We start from the raw sequence: 20,538 nt of genomic DNA on the forward strand, positions 1-20,538 counted from the left end.
TAATATGAGGTACACTAAGGAATAGAACATATAAAAATGCACTAAAGAAAGATAGGTATATCATGGAATCAAAAAATAAAACTGCTAATATAGATTACACATTAATTCTCATTATTATTTTACTAGGCATTATCAGCGTTTTCTCCATCTATACAATACAAGATTTTTTACTTTTACCTAATTATTATATTAAACAAATTGTTTGGTATATAGCAGGGGCAATAACCATTGGCGTTATTATGCTAGTTGATTATGATCGACTAAGACAAGTATCTTGGGTATTTTATAGCATTGGTATGATCATGCTAATTATGTTGCATTTTCATTTCCCACCAGGTATCGCCAAAGAAGTTAACGGTGCATGGGGTTGGTTTGAATTCCCTGTTTTAGGGACCTTGCAACCTGCAGAATTTATGAAGGTTTTCCTAGTTATTGCACTGGCACATCTAATTGTCATACACAATGAAAAGTTTAAAGAACACACAAATAAAAGTGATTGTTGGTTATTGGCGAAAATTTTACTAGTTGCTTTACCGCCAATGGGACTTATTGCCTTACAACCAGATTTAGGCGGTTTTTTAGTACTAAGTGCGATAACCGTTTGTATGATTCTGGTTTCAGGTATTAGGTGGCGTATTATTTTTTCTCTTGTTGGCCTTGCTCTCGTAGCCTTGATGTCTATCCTAATGCTTTATATTTATTTCCCTGAAGCAGTAGACACGTTTATTGAAGATAATGAATTTGGTCATGTAGAAAGCCGATTCACCTCGTGGTTAAACCCAGAGGCACATAACCAAGGTGGTGCCTATCAGTTAATTCGGGTAATGCGCGCAATTGGTTCTGGTCAATTAAGCGGGAAAGGTGTAGGAGGATTTGAAGTCTCTCATATTCCTGAACGCCACACCGATATGATCTTCACATCGATTGCAGAACAATTCGGATTTATTGGGTCAAGTATATTAATCACATTATTTTTCTTATTGATTTACCGTCTTATCCATATTGGATTACAAAGTAATGATCCATTTGGAAGTTATATAGTAACCGGAATTATTGGGATGTTTACCTATCAAATTTTTCAAAATATAGGGATGTCAATAGGATTACTCCCGATAACAGGACTCCCACTTCCATTTATTAGTTATGGTGGTAGTTCAACGCTTACCTACATGATTGCAATTGGGATTGTATTAAATATTCATTATCGGACAAAAGTATATATGTTTGATTCTTAAATAAAGATTGCAACAATACCTACCTCAATACATCAAGGAAACATACGGTACAGGAGGTTAAATATGAAAGTAGACATTATCGGAGATGTACATGGTTGTTATAATGAGTTAATCGATTTATTTAAAGAGTTAGGATATCAAATTAGTAATGGCCTTCCCTACCACCCTGAGAAGCGCATTCCAGCATTTCTTGGGGACATTACTGATCGTGGTCCTAATTCAATCAAGTCAATTGAACTTGTGTATCGAATGGTTGTCACGGAGAAAATTGCATATTATGTTCCTGGAAATCACTGTAACAAATTATATCGATATTTCCTGGGTAATAAGGTGCAAGTTACACATGGACTAGAAACTACAGTTGCAGAGTTTGAGGCTCTATCTGACGAGAAACAAAACCAAATACGCGATAACTTTATAACACTATACGAACAAGCTGACTTGTATTTGGTCTTACCAGAAGTGAATGCAGTCATTGCTCATGCTGGTATTCGCGATGATCTAATCGGCCGTTATGATAAAGAAGTAAGGGTATTTGTGTTATATGGTGATATTACAGGGGATAAACACGATGATGGTCGACCTGTAAGACGTGATTGGGCACAAGAACATCACAGTGATCGTTGGATTGTTTATGGGCACACACCAGTAAGGACACCTAGAATTGTGAATAAAACAATTAATATTGATACAGGTTGCGTCTTTGGCAATCAACTAACAGCTTACCGTTTACCTGAAGAAAAACTTGTATCTGTTCCCTCAAACCAACCTTACATTGCTGAGAAATTTAAATACTTTGACTAAAAAATCCAAGAAGGACTGTCATTAAATCGACGTTCCTTCTTGGATTAATTTTTTCATGTCAGTAGGTAATGGTGAAGTGAATGTATAGGATTGTTTTGTGATTGGATGGTTAAAAGTAAGCGATGTGCAATGTAAAGCTTGCCGCTTAATGACTTCCCTACTTCCACCATATAAACTATCCCCCATTAACGGATAACCTAGATAAGCAAAATGAACACGAATTTGATGTGTTCTCCCTGTTTCTAACTTCACCTGGACAAGTGTATATCCCTTCACTTCTTTGATCACCTGGTAATGTGTAACTGCGTGCTTCCCACTTGTATCTACCATTCGTTTAATGATCGAGTCTGGATGTCGGGCAATTGGTGCGTCTATCGTACCTTTTTTTTTCTCCAGTTGACCTGGAATTAATGCTTGGTATCGCCTATCTATTTCACCTTTTTTTTGACTCTGCGCCAAAATCGAGTGACTTAGTTGATGTTTCCCTACAAGTAATAAACCAGAAGTATCACGATCTAATCGTGTGACAATATGCACGGTATAATCCAGACCATTTTCTTCAAAGTGGTGTAAAATACCATTAGCAATCGTACCCGATTTATGATGAATCGATGGCATCGTTGCAATTCCTTGTGGCTTCTCAATTACAAGGACATCATTATCTTCATATACAATAGTAAATGGGACACGCTCTGAAACGATAAACGGACTACGATTTTCAGGAGGAAAACGCACTTCAACTATGTCACTTTCTTGTAATACCTTACGCACAGTAACACTGACATCGTTTACTAACAAACTCCCACCTTGAAATTTAATTCCTTTCACTATTCTTCGAGAAAAACCTTGCACATTTCTCAAATAATCACGTAATAATAAACCTTCTTGTTCGTTAGTAACTTTCCATTTCACTGTCACGTATCACCTTTCTATTCAATCTATCGCTGGTATAATAAGCATATCACTCGTCTGAAACGAAGGAATCCCGCACTCGTTTCCAAAAAGGAAAAGAACGAAACCGAGCGAAGCGTATTTTTTCCTCTGCCACTTGGCATTCAATAGATTTAATATTCATTACGTTTTTTGTAATATGGTCTATTGTAATAAGAAAGCTTTGGTTATCTTCAACTGGTTTAAATTCACAAACATGATGTTTTGGTAATATTAAGGATGAGCCAATTGTTCGATAAACCCGATTATTAATCGATGACATTTCAGTGATTTGAACTGATTCCAGTGATGGATGGATAATAGCGCCACCTAACGCTTTATTATAGGCAGTACTTCCTGAAGGAGTAGACATACATAAACCGTCGCCTCTGAATCGTTCAAAATGTTCGCCTTTAATACTCACATCTAGCACAACTGAGCCTTCCACTTTTTTTATTGAGCACTCGTTTAATGCTAAGTGACGCTCAGATTTCGAATCATCTGTTGAATGAATCTTCATCGACAACAAAGGATATTCCACAACTTGAATTGGATTTTTCGCAATATCTATCACTAATTTTTCTATTTCTTCTGGCACCCAATCCGCATAAAATCCAAGGTGCCCAGTATGCACTCCAATGAATGCAGTTTTATCTAATCGATCACTATACGAATGAAACGCTTCCAGGAAGGTTCCATCTCCTCCTACTGAGATCGCAATATCTGGTTCTTGTTCATTATACTCTAAATCAAAATCCTCCAAATACTGGCGGATGATTGCTTTAATACTTTCTGACTTGTGGTCACCTCTCGATGTGATTGAAAATTTCATTTTTATGGCGATCTCCTTCTTTGAGTTGTTTACGATTACTTTTATTTTGATGAAAAATGCGTTGTGCCTCTTGAACTTCATCTTTTATTTTAGCCATCTCTTCATCCAACCTGAAAGCCGCTTCTGCTGCACGCTTCAATCTTGCTTTTACGTCTACAGGGATTTGCCAATCATATTTATAATTTAGTGAATGTTCATTTGTTGCCCAAAAGTTCATTGCTAATGTACGGATTTGGATCTCTGCAATAACGTGTTTCTCACCGTGAATGGTTGCAACAGGGTAACGGATGATCATGTGATAGGAGCGATAGCCACTTTCCTTTTTATGTTGTATGTAATCTTTCTCTTCTATTATTGTAAAATCATTTCTTGAACGCAACATATCCACAATCGTATAGATGTCGTCAACAAATTGACAAACGACACGAACACCAGCAATATCTTGTAATTCTTCCTCAAACTTTTCCGCTGGTATGTCTCTTTGCTTTGCTTTTTCTAAAATGCTCGCAACTGGTTTTACTCGTCCTGTTACAAATTCAATTGGAGATTGATTTGATTCAAATTCATATTGCGCTCGCATACCTTTTAATTTTACTTTTAATTCTTCAACTACTTGCACATAAGGGGCTAAAAAAGCTTCCCAATTCATTCAAAACACCACCTTAAGATACTTACACTTTTTTTAAAAAATAAACAGGTTAATTTTTACCTGTAGTTGTTTTTATTGTAACACATAGTTACATTAATCTTTTCCATTTTAACTGATATATATTGATCGCTTCTACTATGTTACCATATTACTCGACTTTTACAGGGTATTTCATCTATACTAATTCTAGTTTAAATATTCGGCATCTATTATGACACGAATGTATGGAGGAATTAATAATGGCACAAGAAATCGAAATGGAAAGTAAAAACCTGTTAACAGAAACAGAATATAATAAGTTATTTAATTACCTAGAATTAACCCCCAACCAAATTAAACAGCAGACTAATTATTATTTTGAAACTCCTGATTTCCAATTGAAAGCACATGGAGCTGCATTGCGTATACGCGTAAAAGACGGACAATGGCAGTTAACATTAAAAGAGCCTTATCAGAATGGGTTATTAGAAACACATGATCATCTCACAGCAGATGAAGCAGAAAAATGGCTTTCCAATCAACTTATACCCAAACCACATGTAAAAAAACAATTAAATAATATGGGTATTACATTTGAGTCACTAAACTATGGAGGCGCATTGAAAACGGATCGAATAGAAACACCGTATAAACAAGCATTAGTTGTCATAGATTATAGTGTATATAATAATACCTTTGATTATGAATTGGAAGTTGAATCAGAAACAAAAGAAAAAAGCGAAGCAGTATTATTGGAACTAATTGAACAATTGAATATCTCAAAAAAACCTACCAAGAACAAGATTGAGCGTTTTTACGAGACATTGTAAACAGATAAGTTGCCCTTATAAAGATTTCACTGTTACAATTAATTATTAGAGACAATTATGATTTTATATAGCTATTTAACTGAACAACACTAAAGGGGTTTAAAGCATGACAGAAAAGCGTTCCATCTTTGAATTGATTGGTGGACAGGAAAAAGTAGATGAATTAGTAGATGCTTTTTACCACCTTGTAAGTAAGCATCCAGATTTAACGCCTATTTTCCCAGACGATTTAACTGAGACTGTTCGAAAACAGAAACAATTCTTAACACAATTTCTAGGCGGCCCTTTATTATATAACGAAGAACATGGACATCCCAAACTAAGAATGCGCCACCTTCCTTTTGAAATTACGCCATCCAGAAAAGATGCATGGCTATCTTGTATGGACCAAGCACTTGTAAAAGTAAAGATGGAGGAACCTTATCACACAATTGTATTAGAGCGTTTAACAAGAACAGCACATCATATGATGAATACACCAGAAAATGAGAAAGGAGAATCGATGTGAGTTGGAATTCAACTGAGCCTTTTGAAAACAAGCAGCTAGATAATACGGCGCAGTGTGGCTACTTTGATCTATTGAAAAAACCAATCGAAATCTACCTCTTCGTTGATCCTCTATGTGCTGATTGTTGGTCTTTAGAACCACTAATCAAAAAACTAGGCATTGAATATGGGCGTTTTTTTACCATTCGGCCAATATTAAGTGGAAAGTTAAAAACATTAAATCAAGATATCTTAGAAAGACCTCAACGCTTAAAAGAACATTGGGAAAAAACGGCAAGCAGATCTGGTATGTGTTGTGATGGTGACCTTTGGGTTGAGAACCCTATTTCTTATCCCTACATTGTTTCTGTTGCAATTAAAGCAGCAGAGTTGCAAGGAAAAAAAGCGGGGAAAAAATTCTTACGAAAACTACAAGAGCATGCCTTTCTAGATAAAAGAGATATTTCTAAAGAAAATAACCTTATAACTTGTGCGAAAGAAGCACAATTAGATCTTATAGAATTTAAAAATGATTTACACTCAAATTCAGCTAAAAAGGCACTGCAATGTGACTTAAAATTAACAAAAGAGATGGAAGTTGAGAATGTTCCTTCACTCGTCTTTTTTAATGAAGCTGATGATGAGGAAGGTTTAAAGCTATCTGGTGTATACCCTTATGATATATATGTAAACGTGTTACAGGAAATGCTTCAAAGACAAGTAAAACCAGCAAAAAAACCTAGCCTTGAGGATTTTGTTGCTTACTTTCAATTTATCGGCACTAAAGAAGTAGCAGTAGTTTACGACTGGTCAATAGAACAAGCAGAAAAAGAAATGAAAAAATTACAACTGAAACAAATGGTAGAAAAAGTACCAGTGAAAAAAGGTGTTTTTTGGAAATATATTATGTAGATGGGATTTTGTTTGTTGCAGAATCCTTTTTACTGCTTCTTGAAAACTAAGAAAAACCAGTGATTATCTCATAAGAGAAATCACTGGCTTTTTTTAAAGGTTGTTTATTACTTAAATCATATATTATGCGAAGCAACGCCTTGCTTGATTGATCCGCTCTCCGTTTCTTCCACAAAAACTTCTGCCTGTTGATACGCAAAATATACAAATAAAATAGAAACCAACAAGTAAGCCAAGGAATATTGTGGTGCAGCATTCCATGCTAATTGTGGCGCATGAATAAATCCTGCAAAAGATAAAGCGGCCCCGACTAACGAGAACATACTTGCTTTAATAAACTGTCGATCAATAACAAACACTGTCACTGCCCCCAGAATCACAGCAGTAAACATAGCACCTTGGCCTAGTGGGACGACCCCTTCAGATATACCAGAAACCGTTTCACCTGCAGCTGAATTAAAACGAGTCATGACATAGTTTGCAAAGTATGGAAGCATTGCAATAGTAACAGCTGGGAAGTATTTATTTTGATTAGATTGAAAAGCTGTTCCAACCATTGAAATTCCAACAAACACTAGTATTGGTGCAACAGCAGCAATTGGGATAATAGCTGATAATGCAGCAATAACACCTGTCATAGCAGCAATTCCAAACACGAATGCATTTAATATACTATAGCCACGTCCAGCTCCCATTGACTTAGAACCTACAGTAGCAATGTACACAGTTGTAGGAAACAGTCCACCAAATATCGCTCCAAGCATTGTTCCAATACCATCAACAGCCTGACATTCACGTACATCATAGGAATCCCCAGCGGCAGACATCGCATCAACGTTGTTCATTGTTTCAATTGCATTATATAATGTAATAGGAATGATAACTGCAAGTAAACCAACTAATACTGTAAATAAGTAACCCATTCCCTCAAATGCTGCTAAACTAGGTAACATTGGATAAAAACTAACATTCGCAAGTCCTTCAGCAATCTTATCAGTAGATTGATAACCTAACGTGAAAGCTAATACCGTTCCAATTACAATCGCAAATAAAGAGGCAGGAATTTTAAACGGCATAGTCATTTTCCCAACCACACCAACAATTATAATCACAAGTGTTACTAGACCAACAACAGGAATAGAAAATGTGTTAAACAACATCTCACCTGCGATAAAAGTAAGTGCCACCCCAGCAAGAGCTCCAAGCATTGCAGCTCTTGGAATTTGTTTACGAACCCAATTCCCTGTGATACTTACCAATGCTTCAACTAGTCCACTTAAAAATGCAGCAGCTACAGCAATTTTCCAAGCTAGTTCATGATCATTCGTTAATGCATATGCTGGAGCAAGAACACCAAATAAAAAGACAAACATAACAGGTGTACTTATACCATAGGAAAGTGCTGTGACATTACTTCTTTCCTCTTTTTGTGCAAGACGGTTTGCCATATGAGCGTAATACAAATTTCCAACCATTACTGCTAGAGCAGCACCGGGGATTACTTTTCCAAAAACTATACTATTAGGAAAACCCATTCCAAGCATTGAAACTACTATAATAACAAAGTTTGCTAAATTATTTTGAAATAACGCAAAGAATGCATCTGTATCTTCTTTTTTATACCAAGGGTAGCTAACGACTTTATTCATTTTCAGTTCTCCTATCTATTTTGCAATTTTATTATTTATAGGTAAATCATTTAAAAACGTAATTTTCGAATCGTGTAAAGACTGTATGCGGGCTAATGATTCTACTCTGTACCCTTCTTCCTCGATCGTCTTTCGACCGTCTTGGAATGACTTTTCAATTACAATTCCAATTCCAGCAACAGTAGCACCTGCTTGTTCTACGATATCAGTTAATCCAAGTGCAGCATGACCATTTGCAAGAAAATCGTCAATGATTAACACATGATCTTTAGGAGACAAAAAATTTTTTGAGACGGTGATTTCATTCGTTTCTTGTTTAGTAAAAGAATAAATACTACTTGTATATACATTGTCCGACATTGTAAGTGACTTCTTCTTACGAGCAAAAACAAGTGGAACATTTAGTTCATTTGCTGCCATGAAGCTTGGTGCAATTCCAGATGATTCTATCGTTAGCACTCTAGTTATCTTACAATCATCAAACCTCCTAACAAATTCCTTTCCAATATTTATCATCAGACTTGTATCAATTTGATGATTTAAAAATTGATCAACCTTTAGAACACCCTCTGTTAAAACAGATCCTCTCTCTTCAATTGCTCTTTTTAATTGTTCCAAAACGATAACCTCCTACTCTTGATGTAATACTTTTAAAGACAAAAAAAGCCGAATGAATGACACCACTATTGACTAACAGTGATTTCATTCATTCGACTCTATTTTTACTAGTAAAATAAGTCAGAGAATATTAAGGTATACAAGCAGAAAACTGCTTGCTATTCTCTAAGAATGTCACTTGTAGTCAAGTCATTTACGGTAACTTGGTAGAAACTTGTAGGCCATATCCCCACTATTATACAAGAAAAAAATTATTAAATTATTCGCGTCTGATTGCGATTATATAATAACTCACTAAAAAATGAAACCCCAAAATGAATTAATACGAATGTTTTTTTATAAACCAACACTTTAGTTCGTAATTTGTTAACGAAAGTGGAAAAGAGACTAGACTTAAAATATAAGAAAGACCGGGCAAAAAATCGCCCGGTCCTTGTTAAGCGCTTTTTTCTAAAAGTTCGTAGTTTATGACACAATTTCTATAAAATATGCATTAAGTCTATGTTTCTCTGACCCGCTCCTCAGTGAAATGGACTCGCTTTCCGTGGGCAGGGCTTTATGATGGGGCGAGTAATCGCAGCCCCACGGCTTCAGCTAACTCGGAAGCAAATGTTTTCGATGGGCCGAGTAATCGCAGGCCCAAATAACGCTTCCGAGTGGATCTTCAGCTGGCGGGTAATGAAAGGACCACAGGCTAAAACCGTCCTTGTCGGACAACGCCTGCATGACCCTTGTCGGGCCTCAGGAGTCTCGACCATTTCACTTGATATGCTAGTCAGTACACTACAATTAAGAAAAGATTATAATACGAGTTAAAAACCGTAAACATTGCAATCAGTTTAAAATATAGATTTACTAATCAGCGGAGGAAGCAAAGGCTTGACACTCCTTGAAAATACAAACCGATTTTCTGCGTGCGTTGTCAATTCTAGAAGCACACCTTGTCCTACGGTAACAGCGAATGTTACCGTAGGGGCGAGTAATCGCAGTCCCACGAGCCGAAGATCCACTTAGTAAAGTGACTTATGCTTTACTAAGTTAGCTAAGGCCGTGCCTGTGGAAAGGGAAAGCCTTTGGGGCTGCGATTACTCGCCCCACCAAAGACACCTGCTTCCGAAGCGGGTTAGTAACTCACGTTACAGTTAATGCGCTTTTTCTATCAAGTCCGAATATTGACAAGCAACAATGTTTACGAACAGAGTTTTTTATCATTCACTTTCAAATCTTATAAATGCTCTTAACCCTGGTACATTAGCTAAAAACTTATACTTTTCTACAAGATAAAAAAAAGAGAATATATCAACTAAGATATATCCTCTTCACCTCGCCTACTACAAGACGAGGGGGGGATGGGAGAAAGTTTCAGGTCAAACAAAGGGGTTTTGTTTGTTAAACATCTCACAAGTGAAATATACCAATTTCTACCGATCTATGCAATACTTCTTGGTATAGTTTCACAGAAATGTCATACTTCTATTATGATCATCTAAAGCATAGTATATAGTAAAATTCATAATGGAGTGATTAATAAATGAGAAGCTTTTTTCCTTTTATGTTTTTGGCTATTGCATGTGGTGCCTTTATCCTAAACATATTTGCAATTATGGATATGATCCCATTAATCATTACCGTTCCATTACTGTTTATTTCTATTTATCTCACACTATTCTCTTTTACACATCGCCATACTTTTCGCGGATTTAGATAACCCCACCTCTTTTTCATTGAGATGGGGTTATTTTTAATACTTATTCTATTTTATCCAGCAAAGCTTCCATTTCAGTAAGCTTCTCTTCAAAAACATCCAACGCTTGTAAGATCGGTGTTTTCTCTGTCATATCTACGCCAGCTTTTTTCAATACCTCAATCGGATAATCACTGCTCCCAGCTTTTAAGAAACCAAGGTAACGTTCGACTGCAGGTGCTTTTTCTTTTAATATTTGTGATGCTAACGATTGTGCTGCAGCATAACCTGTAGCGTATTGATAAACGTAATAATTGTAATAGAAATGTGGGATACGCGCCCACTCTAAACCAATTTCCTCATCTATTGTAATTTCTTCACCAAAGTATTTCTTGTTTAAAGCGTAATACACTTCAGTTAACTTATCTGGTGTTAATGCTTCTCCTTCTTGCGCTAGCTGGTGGATGGAATGCTCAAATTCAGCAAACATTGTTTGTCTGAATACAGTACCTCGAAAACCTTCCAAGTAATTATTCAATAAGAATAATTTTTCTTTATCATCTGTTGTTTGATTAATCATATATTCATTTAAAAGTGCTTCATTACAAGTCGAAGCAACCTCTGCAACAAATATAGAATAATCCCCATAACGGAATGGCTGGTTCTCTCTCGTATAATAGCTGTGTAAAGAGTGACCTAATTCATGTCCAAGTGTAAATAGGTTATTTAAGTTATCTTGCCAATTCATTAAGATATATGGGTTCGTACCATATGTTCCTGATGAATAAGCACCACTTCTTTTCCCTTTATTCTCTTCAACATCGATCCAACGGTTGTCAAATCCCTCTTTCACTCTTGCAACATATTCTTCACCTAGTGGTTCTAGCCCCTTTAAAATATGTGTTTGTGCTTCTTCATAGGTGTATTTCATTGAAACATCCTTGACTAGTGGTGTGTATAAGTCATACATGTGTAATTCATCTAATTCTAAAATCCGTTTGCGTAGTGCCACATAACGATGTAACAATTCAATTCGATCATTTATTGCTTCAACCAGATTGTCGTAGACTTTCTCTGGAATATTATTATTATTTAAAGCAGCTTGCCTTGCAGAGTCATAATGACGTACCTTTGCATTAAAGTTATGTTTTTTTATTGCGCCTGATAAGGTGGATGCAAATGTATTGATATAACTTCCATACGTATCATACATTGCTTTAAATGCGCCTTGACGCACTTCTTGTTTGTCAGATTCTAAAAAGTTAATATAACGCCCCTGTGTTAATTCAACATCCTCTCCCTCATCATTCTTAACATTTGGAAAAGTTAAATCTGCATTGTTTAACATACCAAATGTTTGTGCAGCATTATCCGTCACTTCTGAAACTTCAGCCAATAATGCCTCTTCTTTTTTAGATAAGATGTGAGCACGTTGCCTAGTAATTTCGTCTAACGTATGACGATAATGTTCCAATGCTGGTTGTTCTTTGAAAAATCCAGCTAACGTATCCTCATCTATTTGTAAAATCTCTGGCACAATAAAACTCATTGCACTGGATGCTTGTGTAATCAAATTTTCAGCCTTTGCATTTAATGCTTGGTAAAATGAATTAGTTGTATCCTGGTCATAGCGCATGTGCGCATATGTATAAAGTTTGCCAAGTCGCTCTGAAATCTTGTCCTGTAAAACAAATAAATTATAAAGTTGATCGGCTGATTCTGCTAGTTTACCTTGGTACTGTTCAACTTGTGGAATCGCTTGTTTAAGTGCCTTAAGTTCCTCTTCCCACGTCTCATCTGTAGAAAAAATATCTTCCAATCGCCATGTTTTTTCTACTGGGACCTCATCTCTTGTTTGTAGTGCCTGATTTTCCTTTGCCAAAATAATAACCTCCTATAGTAAATCCTTCTATATTTATTCGTTATGAAAAAAGAAAATTCCTTTAATAAATAGTATAACGTACTATCTAATTTTCATGTGTTATACTGCTCAATCTTTCCAATTTAAGCATGAGTGTCTCATCCTGTTTAATTGCAGAGTCCAAAGTAGCATAACCTTCCATTTTCTTTTGAACATGATAGTGAGAATTTATTCTTTTTATGAAACCGAGTTGGATTAAACAATCAAGATATTCTGAGATGGGATTACTCGTGGGATAAATGAGTGGAAAAATTGATGGTGTTTGCCAATACTTCCTTAGAAACGCCTGACATTCGCGTAAGGTGAATGTCGTCTTTTTGTTTAAAAAATCGATACATAATCTACTTTGCCAATTCCATGGGGGTACTTTCATTTGCCACTGACTTTTTGTAGGAAGGTGTATAACTGCAGTCAAAGTGCTTGGTGATAGCCTTTTTAAATAAAGCCATTCCCTCCATTGTCGCTCTGTTCTAGATAGATGTATTGGTGGTTCTGTACGAAACCGTAATTTTTCTTTAAGCCATAGTTGATAACGGATTTGATTTGAATTTAAAACAATCGGTTGGAATAAACCAGGTAATGAACAATCACTAATGGAATAAAACTCTAACGAGCCAATTGCTTTTTTTCTACCTGTTAACAAAATATCTTGAAAGCGGGCAATTTGTTTGGTATTCGGACAGTAGTAGTAGAGGGTGTTTGGAAATGCTTGATTAAATTGATGGATATAATGTAGATCATTAGAAGTTAATGCTAAACTATTATTCGACTTTCGCTTCATTCGATTACCACCTAAAATCCATATAGGGGTAATATTTTCCGTACGATACCCATTTGTTCGTTTAATAAGTTCTGGTAATGAGAGGTTCGCGCATTGGTATTCAATAGCTATTTGTTTTTTACCAATTGTCACTAATATATCTGGACGTTGTGCAATCATTGGCAGGTATTTTTCAATTTGAGTTGAGATACCTTGTCGCTTTAACCAATGATACAAATCTAACTTTCCACGCTCATGATACTGTCCTTCTCCATTTGTTGCGATAGAACAATTACTTTGTTTCTGATGCGCAAAATGAGCAACCATCTTCATTCCAGCCTTTATAATTACTTGTTCACGACATATCGGGCAAAAGAATTTGTTGTTCCGTTTGTATTCATCAATTTTACTATGCTCTAGCAATGCTAAAGTTAATAATTGGCCATCATCACAGACAGCTTGTAACATACACATTCCCCCTTTTAATCTTGATTCATTCGACAAGTCACAACATTATTCCTCCCTTATTTACCAAAAAGTTGAAACAAAATTCTTTTGAACCTTCGGACTTGATAGAAATTGTGCATTAGTAAGTAAAGTAAGTTACTATTACTAACCCCGCTACGTCAGCAGATGGTTTTGGTCGGGCGAGTAATCGCAGCCCCCAAATATATTCCCTTTCTGTACGCTCAGTTTCAGCTAACTTGGTAAAGAAAATCACTTTACCAAGTGGACCTTCGACTTGGAACGATCGGATCACAGGCTAAAACCGTTCTCGTAGGACAACGCCTGCATGACCCTTGTCGGGCCTCTGCAGTGGCATCCATTTGCTTCCTTCGCTAGTTAGAAGAACTAATTGTGATTTAACCAATACGTTTTTCGGCCGCAAAAATAGGCTGTAATGTATTATTATATTTTTAGACTATCTAGCGGATCAAATTAAATTGGTGACACTCCTGTGGGAACAGCGCGAGCTGAAGAGCCACTCGGAAAAGTTATTTACTTCCGAGTTAGCTGAAGCCGTGGGGCTGCGATTACTCGCCCCATCATAAAGCCCTGCCCACGGAAAGGGAACCAATTTCATTTGAGAAGCGAGTCTAGAATTTTTTTTTTACTATTTAAATTAAGTCATAAACAATCTCCCCAAAAAAATAAAGCATTCAGTTAGCGAATGCTTTATTTCTGTGGAAAATATTTTTTTATTTGTTCAAGGGAATCTTGTTCGAAAATTACTTTCCCATATTCTTGTAGCAAGTGTATAGTGATATTGGACTCTTGACCATACTCTAATAATTGACTGGCCATGTCATCTTGTTGATCTTCATTTAAGAATACATCATCGAATTGGACAAGTAACACATATCGATCTCGATAATGATAAAGTGTATCTTCTAGTCCTTCAGTTGAATTAAACTGATAACTTAATTGGATCACATCTTCAAAGTCAGCAAAGCTGATGACAAAGATTAAATCTTGATCAACATTATCAAGTAACTCATCGTCTTCCTCTTCTTCATTAGATCCAAATTTCTCATCTAATAAAGATTCGATTTTTTCATCCATCGGCAAATCAAATGTACTACCATTCTCTGTTGGTAATTCTAAGTTTTGACCATCCTTAGAAATTTGTGCCTTCGTTACGACGATTTCTAATCCTTTATCCAAAGCTTGAACCTGAATCCATAGCGGTCCATCTATGTTAAATTCTTCATCATTATAATTCACTTCATCCATAACTTGCCAAAAAAGTTGCTCACTTTTTTCACGATTATACCATATTTCTTCTCGATCAAATCCACGATTTTCAATATCATTATATGATATATAAAATTTTACCGTATTTTCATTAATTCTTTCTATTTCCATTTTCTTTACCTCTCCCTTCTAAAGATAATTAGGTGGAAGGGATAACTTCACCTATTATACCTTACCCAAATCAAAAACCAGCTAATCATATCCTTGATTACTTAGCTTTCTTCTATTTTATGATAAATAAACGATAATTGAAAATAAAAATGTCTAAAAAAAATATTTTTTTTACTTTGTTACAGATATCCATACACATTTTCTTAAAATTAATACTGTTGAATACTTATCTTAACTTATTTTCACTTGCTTGTCATCTTATTGTGGATAAGTCATACAGATAAATAATTACCATTATTGAAAAAATGAAAACGCAGAACCTATTTCAGGTCTGCGTTTGAAATTAATTAACCATACGTTGTGCTTCACGTAGTTGGAAAGTACGTACTTTTCTTGGTAAGAAACGTCTAATTTCGTCTTCGTTGTAACCTACCTGGAGACGCTTTTCATCAATAATAATTGGCCGACGCAATATGCCCGGATTCTCTTGAATTACGTCAATTAAATCTTTTAATGGCATTTGATCAAAGTCCACTTCTAATTCTTGAAAGACCTTGGATCTCGTTGAGATAATTTCATCTGTTCCATCTTCAGTCATACGCAAAATTTCTTTGATCTCATCCAATGTCATAGTGTCAGAAAAAATATTTCTTTCTGTAAAAGGAATATCGTGTTCTGCTAACCATGCTTTTGCTTTTCTACATGATGTACAACTTGGTGAGGTATAAAGTGTTACCATTGTACCACTCCTCAATTATAATTTAATTTTACTTTTTTTGTATTTAAATGAAAAGAACTTTTATTTAACAATAAGTTTAAATAACTCTCTATGTATTAGTATACTACAGTTGTCAATAGTGTGATATAGTATTATCTTTTTTCCACAGAAATTACATACTTTTAAAAATAATTCTTTATATCTATATTTTATTATTCCCATTTATCTATAGGCCTAAACCTTTTCAATCATTTTTTTTCGCCTATTATAGCAAGCTTTCAACTCTTTGATAGAATATAAGCAAACTTTGCATCAAACTAATCAATCCAAACATTATTGCTGAATCCATATAATTACCTTGAAACTAGGGTTTATTATATTCCGAGAGTTAAAAAGAATCTATTTTCAATAAGCGAACCTCAATTGAAAATAAAAAAAGCTCAAGGCACATTATAACCTTGAACTTAATTCTTCAATCCCAACTCAACATACGAATGTTTATCTAAATATATTATACTTTTTCTGTTATAACATCAAAGATATCATTTGCAGTACGTTCATCATCATAAGATAATACTTCTTCGGCAGGTTGATATGCTTTTCCATAAAGTTGTTCATCTTTATACGTATGGATATCCTCATACATTTTACGCATTTGTTTATAAATCATTTCTTCATCTTCATCATCTGGAGCCCAATAAAGTATTTCCATTGGATTCTCTTCGTTAGTAGCTAAAGAGCGCCGATTATACCCTATTGACTGTGCGTGTTTAAAACCTTCGCGCTTATAAAAGCGTAACCTTTTTTCTGAATCTGTATCTTCATAATCAACTGGCTCTACTTCCAGTATAATGGGTTTTGCTTTTGCTTTTAATTTATCAATTATCTTATGCCCTAATCCTTGTCCTCTTGACTTAGAAGAAACATATAAATAATCAATAAAAATAAATGTTTTAAATTCTGCGTACATTAAGACATGATTTGAACCTTCATCCTTATAATAAACGTCACCTTTTTCTTTTAAGAGCATCTCCATATGTTCTTGTGACTTCATCTCTTCAATTGGGAAATACTCATTTAATTTCTCATACCAATTCATTGATCTGCTCCCTTACGTTTTAGTTTTTCTCCGTTGTACAAATATAATTTGTTTGCATTATTAAGTATAACGAAAAGTGTCAGATTTGTTAAACCGGTTAAAGTACGATCTGTTTATATATACCCTGATATATCCTTATTCATACTGTTATAAGGGTTATATAATTTAAAAACCTCCTTCTCACGAGTGAAAAGGAGGTTTTACATAGTGATTGGCTTAATCTAATGGTGTATAGTCAACACCTTCAGTATACGTGTTTCCAGCATTCCAAAGTAAAAACTCTTGAATACCATTTTCATTAAGTGCTCTAATTTGTGCTTCTACTTCAGCAACACCATATTGCTTTGTTGGACCGCTGTATAGCCATGGCGCTTCAAAATCTTGAATCCAAGGTCTTGAAACAGGAGGATTTTCCAATGCTCCTAATACCTCATTTTCCACTTTACTATATGCGTCAACTAATTTATATGGTTCTTTATCAGGAAAAGAAATATCAAAATAAGGTGTCCAATGACTTGGATAAATCATTGAAGATATTACATCAACATTATCCGATATCTTAGAGAAGTTTTGTCCGATACCTGGTGCTTCTTCTATTGTAGCAGAATAGCCAAAAATATCTACGGAAACATCAATACCATATGAATTGATTTCTTCTCTGGCATATGCAACAAAATCAGTTACTGCTTTTACACGTTTTTTTATATTGTTCATGTCTAGATCTTCATAATCACCTAAGGTATAGTTTAACTCTTCATCACGCTTTTCGAATCCCTCTGGAAAACGAACATAGTCAAATTGGATATCTTGAAAACCCAATTCTACAGCCATTTTTGCAATATCTACATTATACTTCCAAACTTCTTTCTGAAATGGGCTAACAAATGAGTCACCTTTATTATTACTCCAGACTTGTCCATTTTCAGTAAAAGATAAATCTGGACGTTTTTTTGCAAGTACAGTGTCTTTAAAAACTACAATTCGAGCAATTGGATAAATCCCTTCTTCTTCAAGTACTTCTAACATTTCCCTTGGATTATCAATGTAATTTCTAGCGATATCATAATATGGTGAATCTTCATCTGGTTTAAAAGTGATATTACCAAAATCATCTTTAATATCAATAACCATAGCATTTAGATCAGTTGAGCCGACCAAATCAAGCAATGTATTAAATCGACTTCCACCAGCAGAGTGTCCTGTTAGATAGATGCCACGTACTGCATCCGGATATGTAAACGTTAATCCAGAATCGAATACAAACCTTGCTAACCGTATCGAATTATCATAAGCGCTTAGCTTAATCATTTTTGTTGCATGTTCACTAGCCTTCATCTCTTCTGCATCTTGTGCACCATAAGTTGTTGTAGGTATCACGAAACTAAGAAGGAGAATAGTAATGATAAGTATATTCTGTAGCTGCTTGTCCATTTCATCAAACTCCCCATAATTTATTTACCTTTATTATATAAGATATCGTAACAGAATAATACGGTATATTTAAGATTTTTTATGTATTTTTTTGTATAAAGAAATGCATAAGAAAAAGCTGCCACCAAAATGGTAGCAACTTTTCATCATTCAGCTAATTGCTTTTTATAAGCGTCAAATTCTTTTGTTGTACATAAAACCCAATGTTTTGGACGAACTTCGCGAAATTCTGGTACTTCGCTTGTGTCATGATCCGCTGGGTCATAAGAGGTACGAACACGATTACGCTCATAATCTGGATCAGGTAATGGAATTGCTGATAAAAGTGATTTTGTATACGGGTGTAATGGATTTTTATATAATTCATCACTATCTGCTAATTCTACAATTTTACCAAAATACATAACCGCAATACGATCACTAATGTATTTAACCATTGAAAGATCGTGCGCAATAAACAAGTACGTTAAACCCTTCTCTTTTTGAAGTTGTTTCAAAAGATTTACTACTTGCGCTTGTATTGATACATCCAATGCAGAGATTGGCTCATCAGCAATTATAAATTCTGGATCCACAGCTAATGCTCGTGCAATCCCAATTCTTTGTCGTTGTCCTCCACTAAACTCATGAGGGTAACGATTCGCATGTTCTTTGTTAAGACCAACAGTCTCTAGTAGGTCATGCACTCTCTGGGTTCTAGCTTTATCATCTTTTACTAAACCATGAATATCCAGGCCTTCAGAAATAATTTCTTTAACAGTCATTCTAGGGTTTAGAGAAGCATAAGGGTCTTGAAAAATCATTTGCATTTTTCGATTAAACATTTTTAAGTCTGATTTTGATTTTTTACCATGAACATCGACACCATTAAACTTAACATCGCCATCAGTAGCATCGTATAAACGAATAATTGTACGTCCAGTAGTAGATTTACCACAACCAGATTCTCCAACTAATCCAAATGTTTCCCCTTTATAGATATCAAAACTAATCCCATCAATAGCTTTCACTACGCTATGACGTCCAGTTTTAAAATGTTGTTTTAAATTCGTAACTTCTAACAATTTTTCTTCGCTCATGACTCATCACCTTTCTGATCAGAACCATTTGCAGTAATATCTTTCATACGACGCTTCACCGATTCCGGTGGATCTACTTCGGGTGCATCTTCATGAAGTAACCACGTAGCTGCATAATGCGTATCTGATACTTTGAACATTGGTGGTTCTTCTTCAGTATCAATTTTCATAGCAAATGGATTACGTGCTGCAAAAGCATCTCCTTTTGGTGGATTCATTAAGTCAGGTGGTGTACCTGGAATAGCAAATAATTCATCCTCTTTGCTATCCACTGTAGGCATCGATCCTAACAATCCCCATGTGTATGGATGCTTTGGATTATAGAAAATATCATCTACTGTACCGATCTCAACAATTTTTCCTGCATACATAACCGCTACTCGGTCAGCAACATTCGCAACTACACCTAAATCATGCGTGATAAAAATAATAGATGCTTCTGTCTTTTTCTGGATATCTTTCATTAATTCTAAAATTTGAGCTTGAATCGTAACATCAAGCGCAGTTGTTGGTTCATCTGCTAACAATATTTTCGGATTACATGCAAGTGCAATTGCAATAACTACACGTTGACGCATACCACCAGAGAATTGGTGTGGATATTGTTCTATTCTTGTTTTAGGATCAGGAATACCTACTAGCTCCAACAATTCAATCGCTCGTTCTTTTGCTTTAGAACTGCTCATTTTTTGGTGCTTAATCAAGCCTTCCATAATCTGAGTCTTAACTTTCATAGTTGGATTTAAGGATGTCATAGGATCCTGAAAAATCATAGATATATCTCGACCACGAATTTTCTGCATATCTTTATCTTTCATTTTAGCAATATCTTTGCCTTCAAACATAATCTCACCAGATGGAATTTTTCCAGCTGGTTTCGGTATTAAGCCCATTAACGCTTTTGTTGTGACAGATTTACCTGAACCTGACTCGCCAACAATAGCCAAAGTCTCACCTTTGTGAAGATCAAAGTTTATTCCTCGTACGGCTTGTACACTTCCTCCATACGTATCAAACGTAACTTTTAAGTCTTTTACTTCAAGAATCTTGTCCATT

At 35.3% G+C, this 20,538-nt stretch carries 18 protein-coding genes and 1 riboswitch; of the genes, 5 read left to right on the top strand and 13 right to left on the bottom strand.

Going from position 1 to position 20,538, the window contains the following annotated elements; translation table 11 throughout:
* The first annotated feature begins 62 nt into the window (after window positions 1–62).
* Together D2K40_RS03910 and prpE are read left to right on the top strand one after the other, a co-directional pair.
* Complete coding sequence (locus D2K40_RS03910; protein WP_117153224.1) at window positions 63–1,235, top strand: FtsW/RodA/SpoVE family cell cycle protein; 1,173 nt, start codon at window positions 63–65, stop codon at window positions 1,233–1,235.
* Window positions 1,236–1,298: 63 nt separating this feature from the next.
* On the top strand, window positions 1,299–2,039 hold the full coding sequence (gene prpE / locus D2K40_RS03915; RefSeq protein WP_117153226.1) for a bis(5'-nucleosyl)-tetraphosphatase PrpE: 741 nt from the start codon (window positions 1,299–1,301) through the stop codon (window positions 2,037–2,039).
* A gap of 21 nt (window positions 2,040–2,060) precedes the next feature.
* Here the strand turns inward: prpE and D2K40_RS03920 are convergent, their stop codons facing one another.
* Genes D2K40_RS03920 through yjbM form a run of 3 tightly spaced genes read right to left on the bottom strand, consistent with a single transcriptional unit; the run spans window position 2,061 to window position 4,450 of the window.
* The gene (locus D2K40_RS03920; protein ID WP_117153228.1) at window positions 2,061–2,951 is read right to left on the bottom strand and encodes an RluA family pseudouridine synthase; all 891 of its coding nucleotides are present in this window, start codon (window positions 2,949–2,951) and stop codon (window positions 2,061–2,063) included.
* A gap of 49 nt (window positions 2,952–3,000) precedes the next feature.
* A complete protein-coding gene (locus D2K40_RS03925) occupies window positions 3,001–3,801 on the bottom strand; it encodes an NAD kinase (protein ID WP_229666611.1) in 801 nt (266 codons plus the stop codon).
* Window positions 3,773–4,450 (bottom strand): GTP diphosphokinase, encoded by a 678-nt coding sequence (gene yjbM / locus D2K40_RS03930; RefSeq protein ID WP_117153231.1) that lies wholly within the window; start codon window positions 4,448–4,450, stop codon window positions 3,773–3,775. Before yjbM ends, D2K40_RS03925 begins: the two co-directional genes overlap by 29 nt.
* Window positions 4,451–4,689: 239 nt before the next feature.
* On the opposite strand from yjbM, the gene D2K40_RS03935 reads away from it, so the two are divergent.
* The 3 genes from D2K40_RS03935 (at window position 4,690) to D2K40_RS03945 (ending at window position 6,657) form a co-directional block, all read left to right on the top strand.
* Complete coding sequence (locus D2K40_RS03935) at window positions 4,690–5,259, top strand: CYTH domain-containing protein (RefSeq protein WP_117153232.1); 570 nt, start codon at window positions 4,690–4,692, stop codon at window positions 5,257–5,259.
* Window positions 5,260–5,365: 106 nt separating this feature from the next.
* Window positions 5,366–5,767, top strand: coding sequence for a globin domain-containing protein (locus D2K40_RS03940; RefSeq protein ID WP_117153234.1), 402 nt, complete (start codon window positions 5,366–5,368; stop codon window positions 5,765–5,767).
* Entirely contained in the window at window positions 5,764–6,657 is an 894-nt protein-coding gene (locus D2K40_RS03945) for a ClpXP adapter SpxH family protein (RefSeq protein WP_117153236.1), read from the top strand. Before D2K40_RS03940 ends, D2K40_RS03945 begins: the two co-directional genes overlap by 4 nt.
* A gap of 116 nt (window positions 6,658–6,773) precedes the next feature.
* On the opposite strand, the gene D2K40_RS03950 is transcribed toward D2K40_RS03945, so the two are convergent.
* The 10 genes from D2K40_RS03950 to D2K40_RS04000 all read right to left on the bottom strand — a co-directional run bounded on the left by D2K40_RS03950 (window position 6,774) and on the right by D2K40_RS04000 (window position 20,537).
* Window positions 6,774–8,306, bottom strand: coding sequence for an NCS2 family permease (locus tag D2K40_RS03950; RefSeq protein WP_117153238.1), 1,533 nt, complete (start codon window positions 8,304–8,306; stop codon window positions 6,774–6,776).
* A 15-nt stretch (window positions 8,307–8,321) separates the two neighbouring features.
* On the bottom strand, window positions 8,322–8,924 hold the full coding sequence (locus tag D2K40_RS03955; RefSeq protein WP_117153240.1) for a xanthine phosphoribosyltransferase: 603 nt from the start codon (window positions 8,922–8,924) through the stop codon (window positions 8,322–8,324).
* A 161-nt stretch (window positions 8,925–9,085) separates the two neighbouring features.
* Window positions 9,086–9,187: riboswitch (purine riboswitch) on the bottom strand.
* A gap of 1,485 nt (window positions 9,188–10,672) precedes the next feature.
* On the bottom strand, window positions 10,673–12,490 hold the full coding sequence (gene pepF, locus D2K40_RS03965; protein WP_117153244.1) for an oligoendopeptidase F: 1,818 nt from the start codon (window positions 12,488–12,490) through the stop codon (window positions 10,673–10,675).
* Between the two features lie 85 nt (window positions 12,491–12,575).
* Window positions 12,576–13,757 carry a competence protein CoiA gene (locus D2K40_RS03970; protein WP_162879130.1) on the bottom strand — a complete coding sequence of 394 codons (1,182 nt, stop codon included), beginning with the start codon at window positions 13,755–13,757 and terminating at the stop codon, window positions 12,576–12,578.
* 708 nt (window positions 13,758–14,465) lie between these two features.
* Window positions 14,466–15,155, bottom strand: a complete 690-nt coding sequence (gene mecA / locus D2K40_RS03975; RefSeq protein WP_117153248.1) for an adaptor protein MecA — start codon at window positions 15,153–15,155, stop codon at window positions 14,466–14,468.
* A gap of 343 nt (window positions 15,156–15,498) precedes the next feature.
* The gene (spxA, locus tag D2K40_RS03980) at window positions 15,499–15,894 is read right to left on the bottom strand and encodes a transcriptional regulator SpxA (protein ID WP_117153250.1); all 396 of its coding nucleotides are present in this window, start codon (window positions 15,892–15,894) and stop codon (window positions 15,499–15,501) included.
* A 490-nt stretch (window positions 15,895–16,384) separates the two neighbouring features.
* Entirely contained in the window at window positions 16,385–16,972 is a 588-nt protein-coding gene (locus tag D2K40_RS03985) for a GNAT family N-acetyltransferase (RefSeq protein WP_117153252.1), read from the bottom strand.
* Between the two features lie 216 nt (window positions 16,973–17,188).
* Window positions 17,189–18,403 carry a putative glycoside hydrolase gene (locus D2K40_RS03990; RefSeq protein ID WP_117153254.1) on the bottom strand — a complete coding sequence of 405 codons (1,215 nt, stop codon included), beginning with the start codon at window positions 18,401–18,403 and terminating at the stop codon, window positions 17,189–17,191.
* A gap of 146 nt (window positions 18,404–18,549) precedes the next feature.
* Window positions 18,550–19,482 carry an ABC transporter ATP-binding protein gene (locus D2K40_RS03995; protein ID WP_117153256.1) on the bottom strand — a complete coding sequence of 311 codons (933 nt, stop codon included), beginning with the start codon at window positions 19,480–19,482 and terminating at the stop codon, window positions 18,550–18,552.
* Entirely contained in the window at window positions 19,479–20,537 is a 1,059-nt protein-coding gene (locus D2K40_RS04000; RefSeq protein ID WP_117153258.1) for an ABC transporter ATP-binding protein, read from the bottom strand. Before D2K40_RS04000 ends, D2K40_RS03995 begins: the two co-directional genes overlap by 4 nt.
* Window position 20,538 lies beyond the last annotated feature (1 nt).

The sequence above is a fragment of the Paraliobacillus quinghaiensis genome (assembly GCF_003426025.1).
GTDB lineage: Bacteria > Bacillota > Bacilli > Bacillales > Amphibacillaceae > Paraliobacillus_A > Paraliobacillus_A quinghaiensis.